Annotated in this window: 19 protein-coding genes; 12 read left to right on the forward strand and 7 right to left on the reverse strand. The window is 71.8% G+C overall.

Annotation, left to right across the window (positions count from 1 at the left end):
* Positions 1 to 54 precede the first annotated feature (54 nt).
* The 6 genes from ACWGN5_RS07965 to ACWGN5_RS07990 all read left to right on the forward strand — a co-directional run bounded on the left by ACWGN5_RS07965 (position 55) and on the right by ACWGN5_RS07990 (position 6,000).
* Positions 55 to 900: a M24 family metallopeptidase gene (locus ACWGN5_RS07965; protein ID WP_453512226.1), complete on the forward strand. Its 846-nt coding sequence runs from the start codon at positions 55 to 57 to the stop codon at positions 898 to 900.
* Complete coding sequence (locus tag ACWGN5_RS07970) at positions 900 to 2,693, forward strand: SDR family oxidoreductase (protein ID WP_453512229.1); 1,794 nt, start codon at positions 900 to 902, stop codon at positions 2,691 to 2,693. The genes ACWGN5_RS07965 and ACWGN5_RS07970 overlap by 1 nt, the downstream gene beginning before the upstream one ends.
* 150 nt (positions 2,694 to 2,843) lie before the next feature.
* On the forward strand, positions 2,844 to 3,794 hold the full coding sequence (locus ACWGN5_RS07975) for a MerR family transcriptional regulator (protein ID WP_453512231.1): 951 nt from the start codon (positions 2,844 to 2,846) through the stop codon (positions 3,792 to 3,794).
* 141 nt (positions 3,795 to 3,935) lie between these two features.
* Positions 3,936 to 4,478 (forward strand): RNA 2'-phosphotransferase, encoded by a 543-nt coding sequence (locus tag ACWGN5_RS07980; protein ID WP_453512234.1) that lies wholly within the window; start codon positions 3,936 to 3,938, stop codon positions 4,476 to 4,478.
* A gap of 147 nt (positions 4,479 to 4,625) precedes the next feature.
* Positions 4,626 to 5,078 (forward strand): hypothetical protein, encoded by a 453-nt coding sequence (locus ACWGN5_RS07985; protein WP_453512236.1) that lies wholly within the window; start codon positions 4,626 to 4,628, stop codon positions 5,076 to 5,078.
* Positions 5,079 to 5,097: 19 nt separating this feature from the next.
* Positions 5,098 to 6,000, forward strand: a complete 903-nt coding sequence (locus tag ACWGN5_RS07990; protein ID WP_453512238.1) for an LLM class flavin-dependent oxidoreductase — start codon at positions 5,098 to 5,100, stop codon at positions 5,998 to 6,000.
* 71 nt (positions 6,001 to 6,071) lie between these two features.
* On the opposite strand, the gene ACWGN5_RS07995 is transcribed toward ACWGN5_RS07990, so the two are convergent.
* Both ACWGN5_RS07995 and ACWGN5_RS08000 read right to left on the reverse strand, forming a co-directional pair.
* Positions 6,072 to 6,257 carry a hypothetical protein gene (locus ACWGN5_RS07995; RefSeq protein ID WP_453512241.1) on the reverse strand — a complete coding sequence of 62 codons (186 nt, stop codon included), beginning with the start codon at positions 6,255 to 6,257 and terminating at the stop codon, positions 6,072 to 6,074.
* A gap of 243 nt (positions 6,258 to 6,500) precedes the next feature.
* Positions 6,501 to 7,016, reverse strand: a complete 516-nt coding sequence (locus ACWGN5_RS08000) for a MarR family winged helix-turn-helix transcriptional regulator (protein ID WP_453512242.1) — start codon at positions 7,014 to 7,016, stop codon at positions 6,501 to 6,503.
* 160 nt (positions 7,017 to 7,176) lie between these two features.
* On the opposite strand from ACWGN5_RS08000, the gene ACWGN5_RS08005 reads away from it, so the two are divergent.
* From ACWGN5_RS08005 to ACWGN5_RS08020, 4 genes are all read left to right on the forward strand, one after another.
* Positions 7,177 to 7,830 (forward strand): hypothetical protein, encoded by a 654-nt coding sequence (locus ACWGN5_RS08005; protein ID WP_453512244.1) that lies wholly within the window; start codon positions 7,177 to 7,179, stop codon positions 7,828 to 7,830.
* Position 7,831: 1 nt separating this feature from the next.
* Positions 7,832 to 8,647 carry an SGNH/GDSL hydrolase family protein gene (locus ACWGN5_RS08010; RefSeq protein ID WP_453512247.1) on the forward strand — a complete coding sequence of 272 codons (816 nt, stop codon included), beginning with the start codon at positions 7,832 to 7,834 and terminating at the stop codon, positions 8,645 to 8,647.
* Complete coding sequence (locus ACWGN5_RS08015) at positions 8,644 to 9,294, forward strand: NAD(P)-dependent oxidoreductase (RefSeq protein WP_453512249.1); 651 nt, start codon at positions 8,644 to 8,646, stop codon at positions 9,292 to 9,294. The genes ACWGN5_RS08010 and ACWGN5_RS08015 overlap by 4 nt, the downstream gene beginning before the upstream one ends.
* Positions 9,295 to 9,417: 123 nt before the next feature.
* Positions 9,418 to 10,290: a Cof-type HAD-IIB family hydrolase gene (locus tag ACWGN5_RS08020; protein ID WP_453512252.1), complete on the forward strand. Its 873-nt coding sequence runs from the start codon at positions 9,418 to 9,420 to the stop codon at positions 10,288 to 10,290.
* Between the two features lie 52 nt (positions 10,291 to 10,342).
* On the opposite strand, the gene ACWGN5_RS08025 is transcribed toward ACWGN5_RS08020, so the two are convergent.
* Genes ACWGN5_RS08025 through ACWGN5_RS08040 form a run of 4 tightly spaced genes read right to left on the reverse strand, consistent with a single transcriptional unit; the run spans position 10,343 to position 18,179 of the window.
* On the reverse strand, positions 10,343 to 12,055 hold the full coding sequence (locus ACWGN5_RS08025) for a sensor histidine kinase (protein ID WP_453512254.1): 1,713 nt from the start codon (positions 12,053 to 12,055) through the stop codon (positions 10,343 to 10,345).
* Positions 12,056 to 12,075: 20 nt separating this feature from the next.
* Positions 12,076 to 15,612, reverse strand: coding sequence for a thiol reductant ABC exporter subunit CydD (cydD, locus tag ACWGN5_RS08030; RefSeq protein WP_453512257.1), 3,537 nt, complete (start codon positions 15,610 to 15,612; stop codon positions 12,076 to 12,078).
* Positions 15,613 to 15,650: 38 nt separating this feature from the next.
* The gene (gene cydB / locus ACWGN5_RS08035) at positions 15,651 to 16,652 is read right to left on the reverse strand and encodes a cytochrome d ubiquinol oxidase subunit II (RefSeq protein WP_453512259.1); all 1,002 of its coding nucleotides are present in this window, start codon (positions 16,650 to 16,652) and stop codon (positions 15,651 to 15,653) included.
* An 18-nt stretch (positions 16,653 to 16,670) separates the two neighbouring features.
* On the reverse strand, positions 16,671 to 18,179 hold the full coding sequence (locus tag ACWGN5_RS08040; RefSeq protein WP_453512261.1) for a cytochrome ubiquinol oxidase subunit I: 1,509 nt from the start codon (positions 18,177 to 18,179) through the stop codon (positions 16,671 to 16,673).
* Positions 18,180 to 18,382: 203 nt separating this feature from the next.
* Here ACWGN5_RS08040 and ACWGN5_RS08045 point away from each other — a divergent pair, with 203 nt between their 5' ends.
* Positions 18,383 to 18,757: a cyclophilin-like fold protein gene (locus ACWGN5_RS08045; protein WP_453512263.1), complete on the forward strand. Its 375-nt coding sequence runs from the start codon at positions 18,383 to 18,385 to the stop codon at positions 18,755 to 18,757.
* Positions 18,758 to 18,853: 96 nt separating this feature from the next.
* Here the strand turns inward: ACWGN5_RS08045 and hisC are convergent, their stop codons facing one another.
* Positions 18,854 to 19,945 (reverse strand): histidinol-phosphate transaminase, encoded by a 1,092-nt coding sequence (gene hisC, locus ACWGN5_RS08050; protein ID WP_453512265.1) that lies wholly within the window; start codon positions 19,943 to 19,945, stop codon positions 18,854 to 18,856.
* Positions 19,946 to 20,348: 403 nt separating this feature from the next.
* Between hisC and ACWGN5_RS08055 the strand changes: the two genes are divergently transcribed.
* A partial coding sequence (locus ACWGN5_RS08055) for a LacI family DNA-binding transcriptional regulator (protein ID WP_392159611.1) occupies positions 20,349 to 20,500 on the forward strand: 152 nt, incomplete at its 3' end.

A 20,500-nucleotide genomic window follows, 5' to 3' on the forward strand; every position in this document is an offset into this window, starting at 1 on the left:
GTCAAGTTACGGACGCGTAGCGCAGCCGGGCGCTCACACGGGACGGCGGGTGGCATGGCCTCAGCAGTGACAGGCGAACTCTCCGCGGAGCTGCGGGGGTTCAGGGAAGTACAGCGACTCTCCTACGAGTGCGCGGAAGCCGTCGCGGCCCAGCTCAAGCCGGGCGTGACCGAGCGCGAGGCCGCCCGGATGCAGCGCGAGTGGCTGTACGAGCGGGGGGTGCGGGACTGGTTCCACCGGCCGTTCGCCTGGTTCGGGGACCGCACCGCCTTCGTCGACTTCAAGATCCCACTGCAGTTCTTCCCGACGAACCGGCGCCTGGAGGCGGGGATGCCGTTCATCCTCGACATGGCGCCGGTCTACAAGGGCTACACGGCCGACATCGGCTACAGCGGCTGCCTGGGCCTCAACCCCCTGCACGACAAGCTGCTCGCCGACCTGGAGGCCCACCGCGAGCTGATCCTGCGCGAGGTCCGCGAGCGCCGCACGCTGCGCGAGATATACGAGGACGTGGACCGGCTCATGGTCCGCCAGGGGTACGCGAACCGGCACCGGGCCTATCCCTTCGGCGTCATCGCCCACAAGATCGACCGGGTGAAGGAGCGCCGCTGGACGCCTACGCTCTTCGGCTTCGGCACCCAGTCGCTCAAGGGCCTCGCGAGCGACGCCGTGCACGGCCACCGGGACGGCTGGTCGCCGCTCTGGTCGCCGTACAAGTTCTCCGACCACCCGCCCAGGCCCGGCCTGTGGGCGGTCGAACCGCACCTCGGATTCCGGGGGACGGGCGCGAAGTTCGAGGAGATCCTGGTCGTCACCGACTCCCGGGACCCCGAGCAGAGCGCTTTCTGGCTGGACGACGATCTGCCGCACGTGCGGCGCTGGAACGAAGGGGCGGTCTGATGGCGGGGCTCAACGGAGCGCGGGAGCGCTGGGTCCGGACGGGCGGGATCGAACTGTGCGTCGCCGAGCTCGGCGAGACGGACCGGCCGACCGTCCTCCTGGTGCACGGATACCCGGACTCCAAGGAGGTGTGGTCGGAGGTCGCGACCCGGCTGGCCGAGGACTTCCACGTGGTGCTGTACGACGTCCGGGGCCACGGCCGGTCGACGGCGCCGGCCCCGCTGCGCGGCGGCTTCACCCTGGAGAAGCTGACGGACGACTTCCTCGCGGTCGCCGACGCGGTCAGCCCCGACCGGCCGGTGCACGTCGTCGGGCACGACTGGGGCTCGGTCCAGTCCTGGGAGTTCGTGACCGTGGCCCGCACCGAGGGCCGGATCGCCTCCTTCACCTCCATGTCGGGGCCCTCGCTCGACCACTTCGGGCACTGGATCAAGCAGCGGATGACCCGGCCCACCCCGCGCCGGATCGGGCAGCTCCTCGGCCAGGGCGCCAAGTCCTGGTACGTGTACATGCTGCACACGCCCGTGCTGCCGGAGCTCGCCTGGCGCGGCCCGCTCGGCAAGCGCTGGCCGAAGGTCCTGGAGCGGATGGAGAAGGTCCCGGCCGGCGACTACCCGACGCCCTCGCTGCCGAACGACGCGGCGCACGGCGCCTGGCTCTACCGGGACAACGTCCGTGCCCGGCTCGGCAGGCCGCGGCCCGACGCGTACGCCCACGCGCCCGTGCAGCTGATCACGCCGACCGGGGACGCCTTCCTCTCCGAGCGGCTCTACGACGACCTGGCCACCTGGGTGCCGGACCTGACCCGACGCACCCTGCCCGCCAAGCACTGGGTGCCGCGCACCCGGCCGGACCAGCTGTCCGCCTGGATCACCGAGTTCGTCCGGGGCAACGAGGACGCGGCGACCAAGGCACCGAAGCCGGTCGCGGAGACGACCGCGAAGAGCGGTGTGAAGCCGCAGTACGCGGAGCGGTTCGGCGGCCAGCTCGTCCTGGTCACCGGGGCGGCCAGCGGCATCGGCCGGGCCACCGCCTTCGCCTTCGCGGAGGCCGGCGCCCGGGTGGTGGCCGTGGACCGGGACACCGAGGGGGCGGCCCGCACGGCCGAGATGGCCCGCCTGATCGGCGCCCCGGAGGCCTGGGGCGAGACGGTGGACGTCGCCGACGAGCAGGCGATGGAGAAGCTGGCCGCGAAGGTGGCGAGCGAGTACGGCGTCGTCGACGTCCTGGTCAACAACGCGGGCATCGGGCTCACGGGCTCCTTCTTCGAGACCTCGGCCGAGGAGTGGAAGCGGGTCCTGGACGTCAACCTGTGGGGCGTCATCCACGGCTGCCGCTTCTTCGGCGCGCAGATGACCGCGCGCGGCCAGGGCGGTCACATCGTCAACACCGCCTCGGCGGCGGCCTTCCAGCCCTCCCGGGCACTGCCCGCGTACAGCACGTCGAAGGCGGCGGTGCTGATGCTCAGCGAGTGCCTGCGCGCCGAACTGGCCGACCAGGGCATCGGGGTGTCCGCGATATGCCCCGGCATCGTCAACACCAACATCACGGCGACCGCGCGGTTCGCCGGGGTCACGGACGCGGCGGAGGAGAAGCGGCGGCAGCAGAAGGCCTCCCGGCTGTACGGGCTGCGGAACTACCCGCCGGAGAAGGTCGCGGACGCGATCCTGGGGGCGGTGCTGCACGACCGGGCCGTCGTCCCGGTGACCCCCGAGGCCCGGGGCGCCCACTTCCTCTCCCGCCTCAGCCCGGGAGCCCTGCGGGCACTGGCCCGCTGGCAGCCGCCGGCGTAGGGCGGGGGCGCGGGACGGATCGCAAGCCGGTCGCGGCCGGGCCGGTCGCGATCCCGGTCCCTGGGGTCGGGGCCGGATCGCCGGGAGCGGGTCGAGGCCGGCGGTCGTACGATCCCTCCCAGGAGGGGCCCCGCGGCTGCGGGGTGGAGGATGCGGTCGGTGGGAGCGGGTTTGTCCGAGCAGTCAGCACAGCCGGAGTACCGGATCGAGGATCTCGCCCATCACAGCGGGGCCACGGTCCGGACGATCCGCGCCTACCAGGACCGAGGTCTGCTGCCCCGCCCGGAGCGGCGGGGCAGGTCGAACGTGTACGGGGACGCGCACCTCGCGCGGCTCCACCAGATCGCCGACCTCCTCGACCGGGGCTACACCCTGGCCTCGATCAAGGAGCTCCTGGAGGCCTGGGACACCGGCCGGGGGCTCGGCGGTGTCCTTGGCCTGGTCGCGGAGGTCGACGGCCCGTGGACGGACGAGGAGGCCGACCGGATCTCCCGGGCGGAGCTGGACGCCCGCTTCGGCGGCACGCCGGACGAGGACGCCATCCGGGAGGCCGTCGAGCTCGGCGTACTGGAGCGGCTGCCGGGGCGGGACACCGAGGAGTACCTCGTACCGAGCCCGCAAGAGCTGGCGGTGGCGGCCGAGTTGTACGCGGCCGGGGTGCCGCTGGCGGCAATCACCGGGCATCTGAGGGAACTTCGCGATCAGGTCGAACACATCGCGTCCCGTTTCCTGGAGTTCACGACCGAGCACGTCTTCGCGCGTTATCTGGAGCACCGGCCGCCGACGGACGCGGACGCGACCGAGGCGGCGACGATGGTGCGGCGGCTCAGGCCGCTCGCCCAGCAGACGGTGGACGCCGAACTGGCACGTGCCATGCGCCTACTGGCGACCCGTCACCTTCAGATCCACCTGTCGCCCGACGCACCCGCCGTGAAGGACGATCAGCCCCGAGCGGTGTCGCTGCCCGCCGGGACGATACGGGCCGTACAGAACCTGGTTGGCGCGGAGGGCGTCGAGGCCTTCATCGCAGCGGCCACCGAACGCGAGCTGAGCAAAAGGACATTGGATGCTCTTGCCTCAAGTCATCGCATAGCGACATAACTTACCCAATCACCCTGAAAGCGCCGCCCTGTTGTCCACAGAATCGCCAACTCGCCTGTGGATAAACAGCTTTGGTTGTGGATCAAACCTGTCCGCTCGAATTCGATGGTGAGGAGTTTCACGTTCCGGCATCCTGACGGAATGAATCAGACGCGCACAGTGAAGGTGTCGAAATACCTCTCCAAGCACCTGCGCCACCAGCCCGAGCGCATCGGACTCGTCCTCGACGCACACGGCTGGACCGAGATCGACGCCCTGCTCCGGGCCGCCGCCGAGCACGGCTTCCCGATCACCCGCGAGGAGCTCGACCACGTCGTCGCGACCAACGACAAGAAGCGCTTCGCGATCGAGGGGACCCGCATCCGCGCGAGCCAGGGCCACACCGTCACGGTCGACCTGGACCTGCCGGCCGCCGAACCGCCCGCGTACCTCTACCACGGTACGGTCGCGGCCCGGCTCCCCGCGATCCGGGCGGAGGGGCTGCGGCCCATGGCCCGCCACCACGTGCACCTCTCCCCCGACCGGGAGACGGCGACCCGTGTCGGGGCGCGCCGGGGGCGGCCCGTCGTGCTGAGCGTCGACGCCGGAGCCATGCGGCGGGCCGGGCACGTCTTCCACGTCAGCGCCAACGGGGTCTGGCTGACGGACGCCGTCCCGCCGGAGTTCCTCCGCTTCCCGTCCTGAAACAGGTCCGAATCCGGGCAGATCCGCACTGAATCAGAGCCGCACTGAATCAGAGCCGCACTGAATCACAGCCGAACCCGAATCACAGCCGAACCCGAATCAGAGCCGAACCCGAATCAGAGCCCGACCTGGGGCATGATCGATTTCATGGCCCACCCCCACCTGCCCAGCACCGAAGCCGCCGTCATCGCGATCCGCGAGATCGCCCGGGAGTTCGCCCTGGAGATGACGGTGACCGACGAGATCGGCGCCGACCGGACCTCCCGGCGCACCTCCGCCGGCGCGTTCACCGTCCTGGACCCGGACGGCTCCCTGCCCCACGAGGCCTATGTCGAACTCGGCGGCTCCCCCTCCGTCACCGTCCAGGTCTTCCCCGAGGACGACGCCCTGATCACCGTCGACGGCATCGAGTTCGCGGACGTGCCGCGCGACGCCGTCCCCGCCTTCCTCCGCTCCGTCCACGGCGGCCTCGCCCATGTGAAGGGCCGGTTCTTCCCGCCCGGCTGGTGGCTGATCGTCCCGCTGCCCGGCGACGAGACGTACAAGGAACTCGTCACGGGATCCACCCTCACCCCCTGGATGAGCGCCCGCGTCCGCTGACCACCGTAGGCTCGGGGGCATGAGCCTGCGTCTGAGCACCGTGATCCTGCCCGTCGACCGCTGGCACGACGGGGGCGGCGAGAAGTGGCGGCGCGCCGAGGAACTGGGGTTCCACACGGCGTACACCTACGACCACCTGTCCTGGCGGACCTTCCGCGACGGCCCGTGGTTCGGCGCGCTGCCCACGCTCACCGCGGCAGCGACGGCCACCGAGCGGCTCCGCCTCGGCACCCTCGTGACCTCGCCGAACTTCCGGCACCCGGTGACGCTGGCCAAGGAGCTCATCTCGCTGGACGACGTCTCCGGCGGGCGGATCACCCTCGGCATCGGCGCGGGCGGCAACGGCTTCGACGCCACCGCGCTCGGGCAGGAGGCATGGACGCCGAAGGAGCGGGCCGACCGGTTCGGCGAGTTCGTGCCGCTGCTCGACCGGCTGCTCACCGAGGACGTGGTGTCGGAGCAGGGCGCGTTCTACTCGGCCGAGGAGGTGCGGAACATCCCCGGCTGCGTCCAGCGCCCGCGGCTGCCGTTCGCGGTGGCGGCGACCGGGCCGCGCGGGCTGAGGCTGGCCGCGCGCCACGGGCAGGCGTGGGTGACGACCGGCGACCCGAAGCTGTACGAGGAGGGGACCCCCGAGCAGTCGGTGGCGGCGCTGCGCGGCCAGATCGAGAAGCTCGCCAAGGCGTGCGCCGAGTCCGGGCGGGACGTCGCCGAGCTGGACAAGATCCTGCTGACCGGCTTCACCCCGGACCGGAACGGGCCGCTGGAGTCGGTCGACGCGTTCGTCGACTTCGCCGGGCGCCACCGCGAGCTCGGCTTCACCGAGATCGTGATCCACTGGCCGGTCGCGGACTCCGTCTTCGCCACCGACCCGACGGTCTTCGAGAACATCGCCACCGAGGCGCTCGCCCAGCTGGGCTGACCGTCACCGACCCGCCCCGCACCGGGGCGGGTCATGCCGTGCGATGCCCTGCGGCCCGGACCCCGCGCCGGTCAGGCGGCGGGGGACGGAGCCCGTTGCTGCGGCACGGCACTCGACGCGTCCGGTACGGCGCTGAGGGCGCGGGCCTTCGGCAGTGCCACGATGTCGGCCAGGCCGGCCAGGACGTCACCCACCAGCACCGGCTCCCGCACGGGATGCGCCGCTCCGGCCCGCTCGCACTCCGCGCACAGGGCCATGCGGAGGCTCCCGACCCACGTTCCGTACGGGGCACCACAGGAGTCGCACTCCTCGCTTCGCCGGCCCGCGACCATGCCCCGCCCTCCCTGGAGACGCCGTCAGCTCCCAGGGGTCTTCCCCGTCACGCCGAAAACGAACGGGTGTTTACGGCCAATTCGTGACGGACCGTGCCGCCGCCCCTGGGCACGGCGGTTCCCGCTCGCTCCGCCGGGGCGCTCGCGCGTGTCAGCCGGGGCGCTCGCTCAGCCCGAGCGCTTCGGCAGGTTCCGGTAGCCCGGGTGGACGCCGGGGGTGAGGCCCTGCTGGGCGGCGATCCGCCCGAGGAGCGCCGTCAGCCGGACCCGGTCCTCCTCGTCGAGCGCCGCGAACAGGTCGTCCTCGTGCAGCGCGGCGACCTCCCGGACGCGTCCGAGGGCGCGGCGTCCGTCCTCGGAGACGTACAGCTCGTGGTGGCGACGGTCCTCGGCGCTGCGGCGCCGTTCGACGAACCCCTTCTTCTCCAGGTTGTCGATGAGCGCGACGACCCGGCTCGGGACGACTCCGAGGTCGGCCGCGAGCGAACGCTGACTCCGTCCCGGCTCCATGGCGATCATCCGCAGCAGGCCGACGTCCGGCGGGGCGAGGCCGAGCTCGCCGACGCGCTCTCCGAAGCGTCCCGCCGCGTGCGCCCCGAGCTGGGCGAGCAGGAACGCTCCGCCGCGCGGGGGCGGGGCCGCCGCCGCTCCGGGATCTTCCACTGGTTGCCGGTCACTGCTCACGGGGTTATCGTACGCCACAAGAATGATTCTCCGCTGTGAACTATTCTCCAAGAGAACGGACAGGCCCGTGTCTGCAGAGCGCTGGACCGACCCCCGGCCGACCCGCCCGACCGAGGCCCCCCGAGGAGGCCGGGAAGCCCAGGGAGGACCACCGCCCGGCGTGCTCGCCACCGTGTTCACCGGCCTGTTCCTGGCCGGGCTCGTCCTCGGCACCGTGCTCGCCGACGGCGACACCTTCCCCTCGCCCTTCGGCGGAACCGGCGCGACCGGCGAGATCGTGGCGTACTTCCGCGCCCACTCCGGCGCCGTCCAGGTCATGGGCGCCCTCCAGTTCGCGGCCTCGATCCCCCTCGCCGTCTACGCCGCCACGGTCTCGGCCCGGCTGCACCGCCTCGGCGTCCGCGCCCCCGGCGCGACCATCGCCCTGGCCGGCGGCCTCCTCGCCGCCGGGTTCCTGGCCTGCTGCGGTCTGGTGACCTGGACCCTGTCCCGTACGGAGGTCCTCGACCTCCCGGCCCTCGTCCGGGCCCTCCAGTACCTGGCCTTCGCCACCGGCGGCCCGGGCCATGTGGTGACGCTGGGCCTGCTCGTGGCCGGGATCGCCGTCCCCGGACTCCTCGCCGGACTGCTGCCCCGCGCCCTCGCCGTGACCGGCCTCGTCCTCGCCACGATCGCCGGGCTCGCCACCCTGACCCTGCTCTTCGACGGCGCCGCCCTGCTGCTGCCGCTGGCCCGCTTCACCTGCCTGGGCTGGCTCATCGCCGCCGGCTTCCTGCTGCCCCGCCGCCGCACCCGCGCGAACAAGGAGCTCTGACATGACCGAGAACCTCACGGACAAGCTCGTGCGCTTCCAGCAGCCCGAGAAGACCCTCCGCTACCTGGGGGAGCTGCCCGACACCCGCCTCGCCGGCCTCTTCGGGCTCGACCCCGAGGCGTACCGGACACTGCTGCGGGACTTCGACGACCAGACCCGCGACACCGCGACCGAACTGCTCAAGGACCCCGCCTTCGCCGAACGGGCCGGCCGCCTCCCCTTCCGGCCCGGGCAGCGGATCGTGGCCCTCGGCGAGAGCACCACCGCCGACCGGCTCTCCTGGTTCTCGATCCTGCGCCACCTCCTCCCGGACGGCGTCGAACTCGTCAACCTCGCCGTCTCCGGCTCCACCACCACCCAGGCCCTCGCCCAGCTCCCCCAACTGGCCTTCCTGCGCCCCGACTGGATCCTGTGCATGCTCGGCGCGAACGACGCCCAGCGGCTGGGCCGGGGCCCGCGGGCGGCCGGTACCCGGCTCGTCAGCACGGCCGAGACCGAGCGCAACCTCCTCGCCCTGCGCGAGCTCGCCGGCGGCCCGCTCTCCGGGCCCGACCACTGGATCTGGCTCACCCCGAGCTCCGTGGACCAGGAACGGGCCGACGCCTACCCGCACTTCCGGCGCGCCGGGATCGGCTGGACGAGCGAGGACGTCGACGGCGTCGCCGACTTCCTCCTCGGGCGGCCGGAACGCACGGTCGACACCCGGCACGCCACCGCCGGACTGCACCTGGACGACGGGATCCACCTCACGCTCGACGGCCAGCGCGCCGTCACCGTCGCCCTCGTCCACGCCCTGACCGGGGAAAGCGCCTCATGAAACTCATGCTCTTCGGCGTCACGGGCGGTACGGGCGCGCAGCTCCTCGCCCAGGCCCTCGCCGCCGGCCACCAGGTCACCGCCGTCGCCCGCGACCCCGCCCGGGTCCCCGTCACCGACCCGGCGGCCCGGCTGGCCCTCCTGCCCGGCGACGTCCTCGCCCCCGAGGCCTGGCGGCAGGCCGTCACCGGCCACGACGCCGTCCTCTCCTGCCTCGGCAGCACCGACCGCAAGCACCCCACGACGGTCTACTCGGAGGGCACGCGGAACATCGTCGAGGCCATGCGCGCCTCCGGCGTCGGCCGGCTGCTCTGCCTCTCGTCCGCCGGCCTGGAGGTCACACCGGAGGTGCCGCTGCCGCAGCGGCTCGTCACCCGGTACGTGATCCAGCGGCTCTACCGGCACGGCTACGCCGACATGGCCCGGATGGAGAGCTTCGTACGCTCCCCGGCCGCTGACGGCACCGCGTGGACGGTGGTCCGGCCGCCGATGCTGACCGACGGGCCGCTGACCGGCACCTACCGGACCGCCGAGAACGCCCCTCTGCAGCGGCCGAAGTCCCTCTCCCGCGCCGATCTCGCGCACTACCTGCTCACCCACGTCGACGACCGCCGCGCCCACCGGGCCGTCGTGGAGGTCGCGTACTGAGAGCACCGCGGGAGAAGGACTGGGAGCACCGCGGGCGAAGTGCGGAGGAGCCTCGGCCAAGAACTCGGGCTCATATGTGCAGCTCCTCGCACGCCCGTGCGTCCGGTGCGGAAGAATGGTGCGGTGACCTCTCCCCGTTCCCCGCGCCCTTCCGCCCCGGTGGCCCGGCTGATCGCCACCGACCTCGACGGCACCCTGCTGCGTGACGACAAGTCCGTGTCCGAGCGCACGGTCGCCGCCCTCGCGGCGGCCGAGCAGGCCGGGATCGAGGTCTTCTTCGTCACCGGCCGCCCCGCCCGCTGGATGGACGTCGTCAGCGACCACGTCCACGGACACGGCATGGCCATCTGCGCCAACGGCGCCGCCGTCGTCGACCTGCACTCCGGAGGCACCTTCCTGGAGGTCCGCCCGCTGGAGCGGCCGGTCGCGCTCGACGTCGTCAGCGCGCTGCGCGCCGCCGCCCCGGGCACGTCCTTCGCCGTCGAGCTCACCACCGGCATCCACTACGAGCCGGAGTACCCGCCCTTCTTCCTCGACCCCGGCGCCACCGTCGCCACCGCCGAGAAGCTGCTCTTCGAGGAGAAGCCCGGCTCGGCCGCCCCGGTGCTCAAGCTGCTCGCCCAGCACCCCGAGCTCGACCCCGACGTGTTCCTCGCGATCGCGCGGGAGGCCGCGGGGGACCGGGCCGCCTTCACCCGTTCCAGCCCGACCGCCCTCATCGAGATCAGCGGGCTCGGCGTCTCCAAGGCCTCCACCCTCGCCCTGTGCTGCGCCGAGCGCGGCATCGCGGCCGAGGAGGTCGTCGCCTTCGGCGACATGCCGAACGACATCGAGATGCTGAGCTGGGCCGGCCGCTCGTACGCGATGGGCAACGCCCACCCCGACGTCCTCACCGCCGCCTCGGGCCGGACCGTCGGCAACAACGAGGACGGGGTCGCCGTCGTCATCGAGGAACTGGTCGCCGAAGCCCTCGCGGCCCGGGCCCAGCGGGCCTAGAAGCCACGGCGGAGGCCCCAGGGCCTTTGGGTGTCACGGCGGGGCCCGGACGTCACAGCGGGGCCTCCCACACCACCGTCGTCCCGCCGCCGTCCTCCCCGAGGCCCGGCCCGCACCAGCTCGCGCCGCCCAGCGACTCGGCGCGGCGGGCCAGATTGCGCAGGCCGCTGCGCCGCCCGCCCTCCGGGAGGCCGATGCCGTCGTCGGCCACCGAGAGACGCACCCCGGCGGAGCCGTCCGGCAGCGTCACGCCGGCGTCGACGACCACCTCGATCCGGCTCGCCGCCGCGTGCCGGAACGCGTTGGAGAGCGCCTCGCGCAGGGCGGCGATGAGGTTCTTGCCGGTGAGTTCGCCGACCGTCGCGTCGATCGCGCCGAGGAAGCGGTGCGCGGGCTTGAAGCCGAGCGGCACGGCCGCCATGTTGATCTCCCGCAGGACCCGGGTGCGCAGCCCCGAAGGGGCCTCGGCGGGGCCCTGCTGGAGCGCGAAGATCGCCGTACGGATCTCCTGGATGGTCACGTCCAGCTCGTCGACGGCCTTGCCGACGCCCTCGCGCACGGCGGGCACGATCGACTTCCGCTGGGCGCTCTCCAGCATCATTCCGGTGGCGAAGAGCCGCTGGATCACCAGGTCGTGCAGGTCGCGGGCGATCCGGTCGCGGTCCTCGAAGACGGCGAGGCGCTCCCGGTCGCGCTGGGCGTCGGCCATCATCAGGGCGAGGGCGGCCTGCGAGGCGAACTGGGTGGCGAGGGTCCGCTCGGCCTCCGTGAACTGCCGGGCGCCGCGCACCCGGGGCGTCGCGAGCGCGCCGAGGACCCGTCCGCCGCTCTGCAGCGGCAGCATCATGCTCGGTCCGTACGAGGACGTCAGCCGGCTGATCATGCGCGGGTCGGTCGAGGCGTCGGCCACGAAGACCGCCTCGCCCTCCAGGAGCTCCTTCACGACGGCGCTCTCGGGCGGGATCACCACGCCCAGCGACTTCGTGGGCCGGGGCGAGGAGACGGCGACGATCTCCAGGCCGCCCTCGTCGGCGGGCAGCAGCACGATCCCGGCGTCCGCGTCGGCGAGCCGGCGGGCCTGTTCGGCGACGACCGTGAGGGCGTCGTCCGCGTCGCCGCCGGAGAGCAGCGCGGTGGTGACGGCGACCGAGCCGTCGATCCACCGTTCGCGCTGCCGGGCCGCCTCGTAGAGACGCGCGTTGCCGATCGCGATGCCGGCCTCGGTGGCGAGGACCCGGACCATGTGCACGTCGTAGTCGTTGAACTCGCCCCCGCCGCGCTTCTCCGCGAGGTAGAGGTTGCCGAAGATCTCGCCCTGGACCCGGATGGGGACGCCGAGGAAGGTCCGCATCGGCGGGTGCCCCGGTGGGAAGCCGGCCGAGCGCGGATCGGTGGACAGATCGGCGAGGCGGATGGTCTGCGGGTCGCGGATCAGCGCACCGAGCAGGCCCGCGTGGCCGTCGGGGCGCCGGCCGATCCGGCGGGCCACGTCCTCGCCGACCCCGAAGGTGACGAAGTCGGAGAGGCCCTCGCCCTCGTCGTCGACCACGCCGATCGCGGCGTAGCGGGCATCGGCGAGTTCGGCGGCGGTCTCGCAGATCCGGTCGAGGGTGGAGTGGAGTTCGAGTCCGGTGCCGACCGAGCGCATGGCCTCCAGGAGCTGCGGCACGCGGGCCGTGAGCTCCGTGGACAGCCCCTGGAGGCTGCGGGTGGCCTGCGTGGCGGCTTCCAGGGGGTCCGAGGACTCGGACGCGGCGGCGGTCATGGCCTTGAGCCTAGTAAGTCCTATTTGGCGAGAAAAGTCGGCCGCTCTCCGCCGCCTGTCGTGGCGAGCAGATCGGTCGCCCGTTCCTGCTCCAGCATCCGCCGCAGCGGGCCGTCCACCGCCGCGAGTTCGGCGTACGGGCCGCGCTGCACGGTCCGGCCCTCGTCGAGGACCACCACCTCGTCGACGGCGTCGAGACCGTGCAGCCGGTGGGTGATGAGGACGGTGGTGCGGCCCTCGGTGGCCCGGAGCAGGTCGTCGGTGAGCGCGTCGGCGGTGGCCAGGTCCAGGTGTTCGGCGGGTTCGTCGAGGACGAGGACCGGGAAGTCGGCGAGGAGGGCCCGGGCGAGCGCGAGGCGCTGCCGCTGTCCGCCGGAGAGCTGCGAACCGTGCTCGCCCACGAGGGTGTCGAGTCCGGCGGGCAGCCCGTCGACCCAGTCGAGCAGCCGGGCCCGGCGCAGTGCCTCGCGCAGCTCCTCGTCGTCGGCCCCGACCTTGGCGAGCCGCAGGTTCTCGCGGACGGAGCTGTCGAAGAGGTGGGCGTCCTGGGCGCAGAGGCCGACGAGGCGGCGGACCGCGTCGCCGTCGAGCTCCCGGGCGGGCACTCCGCCGATCCGGTACGTGCCGTGCTCCACGTCCAGGAAGCGCAGCAGCACCTGGGCGAGCGTGGTCTTGCCGGAACCGGAGGCGCCGACGACCGCGACGCGGTGCCCGGCCTCCAGGCTGAGGGCGAACCCGTCGAGTGCGGGCCCCTCCTGCCCGGCGTGCCGGGCGGAGAGCCCGGCCAGCTCCAGCGGGAACGGGCTCGCCGGGGGAGCGGCGGGCGTCTCCGGCTCGTGTACGGGGACGGGGGCGTCGAGCACCTCGAAGACCCGCTCGGCGCTGCGCTTGATCCGCTGTCGGTACTGGACGGCGAGCGGGAGCCCGGTGACGGCCTCGAAGGCGGCGAGCGGCGTCAGGACGACCACCGCGAGGGCCACCCCTTCGAGCCGTCCGTCCCGGACGGCCTGGACGCCGACGAGCGCGGCGGCCGCGACCGTCAGGCCGCAGACCAGGGCCGAGAGTCCGGCGCCGAGCGCGCTGGCGGCGGCCTGCCGGGAGGCGATGGAGGTGAGGGTGCGGTCGGCGTCCCTGGCCCGCTCGATCCTGCCCCGGAGCGCACCGGCCACGGTCAGTTCGGCGCAGCCGCGCAGCAGATCGGCCACGGCGGTGGCCAGGGCGCCGCGCGCGGGGGCGAGCCGCTGCTCGGCCCGGCGGGCCAGTGCACCGCCGGCCGCCGGCACGGCGACGCCGGCGACGAGCAGGCCGACGGCGAGGACGGCTCCGGCCTCGGGCAGCAGCCAGGCGGTGAACCCGACGGAACCGACGCCCACGAGGAGCGCGGCGCCCGCCGGGAGCAGCCAGCGCAGCCAGTAGTCCTGGAGCGCGTCGACGTCCTGGACGAGCCGCGCGAGGAGGTCACCGCGCCGAGTGCGGCGCAGTCCGGCCGGGGCGATCCGCTCCAGGCGCCGGTAGACGGAGACCCGCAGGTCGGCGAGCATCCGCAGGACGGCGTCGTGCGAGACGAGCCGCTCGGCGTACCGGAAGACGGCCCGGCCGATGCCGAAGGCGCGCGTGGCGGTGACGGCGACCATCAGATAGAGCACGGGCGGCTGCTCGGAGGCCCGGGAGATGAGCCACCCGGACACGGCCATGAGCCCGACGGCGGACCCGAGCGCGAGACTCCCGAGCAACAGGGCAAGCGCCATCCGCCCCTTGAGCTCCCCGGCCATCCCCCGGACCCGCGCGAGCACCGATGAGGAGGCCACCGGCACCTGTCCGGCAGGGCTCGTGAGGGGTTCCTCTTCCACGAAGCCGGCGGTGGACGCCTGCACGACCGGGCTCGTCGAGGACGAATGTTCCACGTGAAACGGAGCGGGCATGCTGCCGCCAAGGCTCACCACGCGGTCCGCCACCGCGAGCAACGCCGGCCGATGCACGACCAGCAACACGGTCCGCCCCGCCGCGAGGCGACGGACCGCCTCGACGATCCCCGCCTCCGTCGCACCGTCCAGCGCCGCCGTCGGCTCGTCGAGCAGCAGCAGCGGCCGGTCCGCCAGGAACGCCCGGGCGAGCGCGAGCCGTTGCCGCTGCCCCGCCGAGAGCCCCGCGCCGTCCTCGCCGAGGACCGTGTCGAGCCCCTGCGGCAGCCCCGCGACGAACCCGTCCGCCCCGGCGTCCCGCAGGGCGTCCCGAACCGCCTCGTCGGAGGCGTCCGGCCGGGCGAGCTGTACGTTCTCGGCGACCGTTCCCGCGAAGAGGTACGGCCGCTGCGGCACCCAGGCGATCCGGGCCCGCCACTCCTCCAGGTCCAGCGACCCCAGGTCGACGCCACCGACCCGTACCGAACCGCCCTCCTCCGGCACCGCGAACCCGAGCACGACATCGAGCAGGGTCGACTTCCCGACGCCGCTGGGCCCGACCAGGGCCACCGTCTCGCCGGGCTCGACCGTCAGCGTCGCCGCGTCGAGCGAGGGCTCGGTGCGTCCCGCATGGCGCACGGTCACGCCGTCGAGCTCAAGCCGTACGGACTCCGGCGCCGCCTCCGTGCCGCCCTCCCGTACCGGCTGCTCCAGGACGTCGAAGATCTCCTCCGCCGCCGCGAGCCCCTCGGCCGCCGCGTGGTACTGCGCCCCCACCTGCCGCAACGGGAGGTACGCCTCGGGCGCCAGGATCAGGATGACGAGGCCGGTGTACAGGTCCAGCTCACCGTGGACGAGCCGCATGCCGATGGTCACGGCGACGAGCGCGACCGACAGCGTCGCGAGCAGCTCCAGGGCGAAGGAGGAGATGAACGCGATCCGCAGGGTGCGCATGGTCGCGCGGCGGTACTCCGAGGTGATCGCGCGGATCGACTCGGCCTGGGCCTTGGCCCGGCCGAAGATCTTGAGCGTGGGAAGGCCGGCCACCACGTCGAGGAAGTGACCGGAGAGCCGCGACAGCAGCTTCCACTGCCGGTCCATCCGCGCCTGGGTGTACCAGCCGATGAGGATCATGAAGACCGGGATGAGCGGCAGCGTGACGACGATGATCGCCGCCGAGACCCAGTCCTCGGTGACGATCCGGGCCAGGACCGCCACCGGCACGACCACCGCGAGACCCAGCTGCGGCAGATAGCGGGCGAAGTAGTCGTCGAGGGCGTCCACGCCCCGCGTGGCGAGGGCGATCAGCGAGCCGGCCTTCTGGCCGCTGAGCCACCCCGGCCCGAGGGCGGCAGCGCGGCCGAGGAGCCGGCCGCGGAGTTCGGACTTGACCGCCGCGCTCGCCCGGTGGGCGGCGAGCTCGGTCAGCCAGGTGACCAGCCCCCGCGCCACCGCCACTCCGGCGAGCAGCAGCAGGGGCGTGGTCAGATCGGAAACCGACTGGGCCTTCTGGAAGGCCCCCACCACGATCTCGGCGATGAGCATCGCCTGGGCGATGACCAGCGCCGCTCCGACGAGGCCGAGCGCGACCACCGCGATCAGGAAGAGACGGGTGGCCCTGGCGTACCGGAGCAGGCGCGGATCGATCGGTTTCACGTGAAACATGCCCCTCTAGTGAGCGGTGAGCGTCAGCCCTAGTGGGCGTCGGCGATGTGCTGCGTACCGATGCGCTTGCGGAACACCCAGTAGGTCCAGCTCTGGTAGAGCAGCACCAGCGGGGTCGCGATCGCCGCGCACCAGGTCATGATCTTGAGCGTGTACGGGCTCGACGACGCGTTCGTCACGGTAAGGCTCCACTCCGGGTTGAGCGAAGAGGGCATGACGTCCGGGAAGAGCGCGAGGAAGAGCATCGCCACCGCTGCGGCGATCGTGACGCCCGAGAGCGCGAACGACCAGCCCTCGCGCCCCGCCTTGATGGCGGCGATGGCGCCGACGAGCGCCACCACCGCGACCAGCATCGCCGCGAGGCTCCAGCTGTCTCCCGTGTCGACCTGGGTCCAGATCAGGAAGCCCAGGGCGAGCACGGCCGTGACCAGACCCAGCTTGAGCGCGAGCGCCCGTGCCCGCTCCCGGATGTCACCGACCGTCTTGAGCGAGGCGAAGACCGCGCCGTGGAAGGTGAAGAGGGTGAGCGTGACCAGGCCGCCGAGGAGCGCGTACGGGTTGAGCAGGTCCCAGAAGGTGCCGACGTACTCCATGTCGCCGTCGATCTTCACGCCCCGGACGATGTTGCCGAAGGCCACGCCCCAGAGGAGCGCGGGGATCAGCGAGGTCCAGAAGATGGCCTGCTCCCAGTTGCGCTGCCAGTTCTCCTCGGGCCGCTTCGCCCGGTACTCGAAGGCGACGCCCCGGACGATCAGGCAGACCAGGATGATCAGCAGCGGCAGGTAGAAGCCGGAGAACAGCGTCGCGTACCACTCGGGGAACGCGGCGAAGGTCGCTCCGCCGGCGGTGAGCAGCCACACCTCGTTGCCGTCCCAGACGGGTCCGATGGTGTTGATGAGGACCCGCTTCTCGGCCCGGTCCCGGGCCAGGAGCTTGGTCAGGATGCCGACCCCGAAGTCGAAGCCTTCGAGGAAGAAGTAGCCGATCCAGAGGACGGCGATGAGTACGAACCAGACGTCGTGGAGTTCCATGCCTCGATCTCCTGAGCCTCAGTACGAGAAGGCCATCGGGCGGTCGGGGTCACGAGAGTCCCCGCCGATCTTGGTGGGCGGGTTGAGGTCGTCCTCGGTGAGCTCCGGCGGCCCTGCCTTGACGTACTTGACGAGGAGCTTGACCTCGACGACGGCGAGGATCGCGTAGAGGGTGGTGAAGACGATCATCGAGGTGAGGACCTCGCCCTGGGAGACACCGGGGGAGACCGCGTCACGGGTCCGCAGCACGCCGTAGACGACCCAGGGCTGACGGCCCATCTCCGTGAAGATCCAGCCCCAGGAGTTGGCGATCAGGGGGAACGCCATCGTCCAGAGGGCGACGATCCAGTACCACTTGCCCAGGCGGGGGCTCAGCGCCTTCCGCTTGAACAGGACCAGATTCGGCACTTCGTCCTCACCGGTCCGCATCCCCGGTGCCAGCATGAACTTCTTCCGGGTCAGCCAGAGGCCGAGGATGCCGAGGCCCAGCGAGGTCATGCCGAAGCCGATCATCCACCGGAAGCCCCAGTAGGCGACGGGGATGTTGGGCCGGTAGTCGCCGGGCCCGAACTTCTCCTGCTCGGACTTGTTCACGTCGTTGATGCCCGGGACGTACGAGCTGAAGTCGTCGTTCGCGAGGAAGGACAGCAGGCCCGGGATCTCTATGGCGACCGTGTTGTGGCCCTTCTCGACGTCGCCGTAGGCGAAGACCGAGAAGGGTGCGGGCGCCTCGCCGTCCCAGAGCGCCTCGGCGGCGGCCATCTTCATCGGCTGCTGCTTGAACATGACCTTGCCGAGCAGGTCGCCGCTGATGGCGGTGCCGAGGCCGGCGATGATCAGGGTGATCAGACCGATCCGCAGCGAGGTCCGCATGACCGGGATGTGCTTCTTGCGTGCCAGGTGGAAAGCGGAGATACCCACCATGAACGCACCGCCGACCAGGAACGCCGCCGTGATCGTGTGGAAGAACTGGGTGAGCGCGGTGTTCTGCGTGAGCACGTGCCAGAAGTCGGTGAGCTCCGCCCGGCCGCGCTCCTCGTTGATCCGGTAGCCCACGGGGTGCTGCATCCAGGAGTTGGCCGCCAGGATGAAGTACGCGGAGAGGATGGTGCCGATCGACACCATCCAGATGCAGGCGAGGTGGATCTTCTTCGGCAGCTTGTCCCAGCCGAAGATCCACAGACCGATGAAGGTCGACTCGAAGAAGAAGGCGATGAGCGCCTCGAAGGCGAGCGGGGCACCGAAGATGTCTCCGACGAACCGGGAGTAGTCGGACCAGTTCATGCCGAACTGGAACTCCTGCACGATGCCGGTGACCACACCCATGGCGATGTTGATCAGGAAGAGCTTGCCCCAGAACTTCGTCGCCCTGAGGTACTTCTCCTTGCCCGTACGGACCCAGGCGGTCTGGATGCCGGCGGTGAGCGCGGCAAGCGAGATCGTCAGGGGTACGAACAGGAAGTGGTAGACGGTGGTGATGCCGAACTGCCAGCGCGCCAGTGTCTCCGGCGCCAAAGCTAGGTTCACGTCGTCTTCTCCTTACTCGACGTGGTCACAGCGGGCAGTCTGCCTGGCGGGTTCCCCCCATACAGGGAGGAAGCAGGACACGCTTGTGAACGCGTTCACATTCACAAGCATTATGGCTCATACGAAATCCGTACGTAAGAGTGGGGTCCCCTACTCGAAGGTCACCTCTTCCCAGGACCTTCAACATATTGTTGAATCCGGGCATGACCCTTCGGATACGCATCAGCTGGCCGGCCGGACACACCACGGCCACCCTTGAGGAGACCCCCACGAGCAAGGCGCTCGCGGGAGTCCTCCCGATCTCCTCCACCGCCCGAACCTGGGGCGAGGAGGTCTACTTCGACACGCCGGTCTCGGCCTCGGTCGAGGACGACGCGCGCCAGGTCGTCGAGCCTGGCACCGTGGCCTTCTGGACGGACGGCGACGCGCTCGCCCTCCCCTACGGCCCCACCCCGATCTCACGGGGCGACGAGTGCCGGCTCGCGAGCCCCTGCAATCTGCTGGGCGCGCTGGACGGCGACCCGCGGATCCTGGCCACCGTCAGGGACGGCGACCCGATCCGCGTGGAGCTCGTCTAGGACTCGGCCGATCAGACCTCGCTGATCAGCCCTTGTTGATCAGACCTCGCTGATCAGCCCTTGTTGATCAGACCTTGCCGATCAGCCCTACCTGCGTTACTTGCGGAAGCCCTCCGCCGCCTTCAGGAACAGGTCGTTCGCCTCGCACTCACCGATCGTGACGCGCACGCCCTCGCCCGCGAACGGCCGCACCATCACGCCGTGCCGCTCGCACTCCGCCGCGAAGTCCATGGTCCGCTCGCCGAGCCGCAGCCAGACGAAGTTCGCCTGGGTGTCCGGCACGGTCCAGCCCTGGGCCACGAGCCCCGCATGGACCCGCTCGCGCTCGGCCACCAACGAGCCGACCCGACCGAGCAGTTCGTCCTCGGCCCGCAGCGAGGCCACCGCCGCGTCCTGCGCCAGCTGGCTCACGCCGAACGGCACCGCCGTCTTGCGCAGCGCCGCCGCGACGGGCTCGTGGGCGACCGCGAAACCGACCCGCAGCCCCGCCAGGCCGTACGCCTTGGAGAAGGTGCGCAGCACGGCCACGTTCGGCCGGTCGCGGTACAGCTCGATGCCGTCCGGGATCTCGGCGTCGCGGACGAACTCCCGGTACGCCTCGTCGATCACGACCAGGACGTCGGAGGGCACCCGGTCCAGGAAGCGCTCCAGCTCCGCCCGGCGCACCGCGGTGCCCGTGGGGTTGTTGGGGTTGCAGACGAAGATCAGCCGGGTCCGGTCGGTGATCGCCTCGGCCATCGCGTCGAGGTCGTGCACCTCGCCCTCGGTCAGCGGCACCTGCACGGAGGTGGCCCCGCTGATCTGCGTGATGATCGGGTACGCCTCGAAGGAGCGCCAGGCGTAGATCACCTCGTCGCCGGGGCCCGAGGTGGCCTGGAGCAGCGACTGGGCGACGCCGACCGAGCCGGTGCCGGTGGCCAGGTGGGAGACGGGCACGCCGAAGCGGTTCGCCAGCTCCTCCATCAGGCCGGTGCAGGCCATGTCCGGGTAGCGGTTGAAGTTCGCGGCGGCGGCGAGGGTGGTCTCCATGACCCCCGGCAGCGGCGGGTAGGGGTTCTCGTTGGAGGACAGCTTGAAGGCCACGGGCCCGCCCGCGGCGGCCGGCTTGCCCGGCTTGTAGGTGGGGACGCCGTCCAGCTCGGCGCGCAGCTTGGGGCTGCCGGTGCTCGTCCCGCTGGTCTCGCTCACAGTGTGGCCTCCTCGACCGTCCGTACCGCCAATACTCCTCACCTTAAGAGGATTCCCCTCCGCTGCGAATGGGCTGTGGACAACAGGAGGGACACGCTGTGGATACGGCCCCGGCCCCGCGGCGGCCCCTCCCCCGGAGAGGGGGGAGCGCGCAAACGGGTGGCGTGCGCCGGTGGCGGGCGCCGTGGCGCGCGTCCCCCGTAGAGGTGAGTTGAGACCTCTTCGAGACCTCGCCCCCTCGCCAGGCCTACACCGCTGGATGGTCATGGATCACACGACAGAATCCCCAACTACCTTCGATTCACGGTGTCTTGAGCCCGTTCGACCATGCAGAAACGTGCCTGTCAATGCCTGCATATGCGGCCGTCCCGACCGCCCCTCATCGCCCTACTATCGGCTCGCCATGACAGCAGCAGGGAAGCACCAGGTGAGCCGGGCACAGACCCGGGGAAGCCGGCAGGGCCGGGCAGGCATCCGGGACGTGGCCGCCGCCGCCGGGGTCTCCATCACGACTGTCTCCGACGCGCTCAACGGCAAGGGCCGACTCCCGGACGC

It is taken from the genome of Streptomyces sp. NPDC055815 (assembly GCF_053616475.1).

Coding starts and splice junctions, on each gene's coding strand:
- ACWGN5_RS07965 (WP_453512226.1), top strand. CDS start 55: ATGGCCTCAGCAGTGACAGGCGAACTCTCCGCGGAGCTGCGGGGGTTC.
- ACWGN5_RS07970 (WP_453512229.1), top strand. CDS start 900: ATGGCGGGGCTCAACGGAGCGCGGGAGCGCTGGGTCCGGACGGGCGGG.
- ACWGN5_RS07975 (WP_453512231.1), top strand. CDS start 2,844: ATGCGGTCGGTGGGAGCGGGTTTGTCCGAGCAGTCAGCACAGCCGGAG.
- ACWGN5_RS07980 (WP_453512234.1), top strand. CDS start 3,936: ATGAATCAGACGCGCACAGTGAAGGTGTCGAAATACCTCTCCAAGCAC.
- ACWGN5_RS07985 (WP_453512236.1), top strand. CDS start 4,626: ATGGCCCACCCCCACCTGCCCAGCACCGAAGCCGCCGTCATCGCGATC.
- ACWGN5_RS07990 (WP_453512238.1), top strand. CDS start 5,098: ATGAGCCTGCGTCTGAGCACCGTGATCCTGCCCGTCGACCGCTGGCAC.
- ACWGN5_RS07995 (WP_453512241.1), bottom strand. CDS start 6,257: ATGGCCCTGTGCGCGGAGTGCGAGCGGGCCGGAGCGGCGCATCCCGTG.
- ACWGN5_RS08010 (WP_453512247.1), top strand. CDS start 7,832: ATGACCGAGAACCTCACGGACAAGCTCGTGCGCTTCCAGCAGCCCGAG.
- ACWGN5_RS08015 (WP_453512249.1), top strand. CDS start 8,644: ATGAAACTCATGCTCTTCGGCGTCACGGGCGGTACGGGCGCGCAGCTC.
- ACWGN5_RS08025 (WP_453512254.1), bottom strand. CDS start 12,055: ATGACCGCCGCCGCGTCCGAGTCCTCGGACCCCCTGGAAGCCGCCACG.
- cydB (WP_453512259.1), bottom strand. CDS start 16,652: ATGGAACTCCACGACGTCTGGTTCGTACTCATCGCCGTCCTCTGGATC.
- ACWGN5_RS08045 (WP_453512263.1), top strand. CDS start 18,383: ATGACCCTTCGGATACGCATCAGCTGGCCGGCCGGACACACCACGGCC.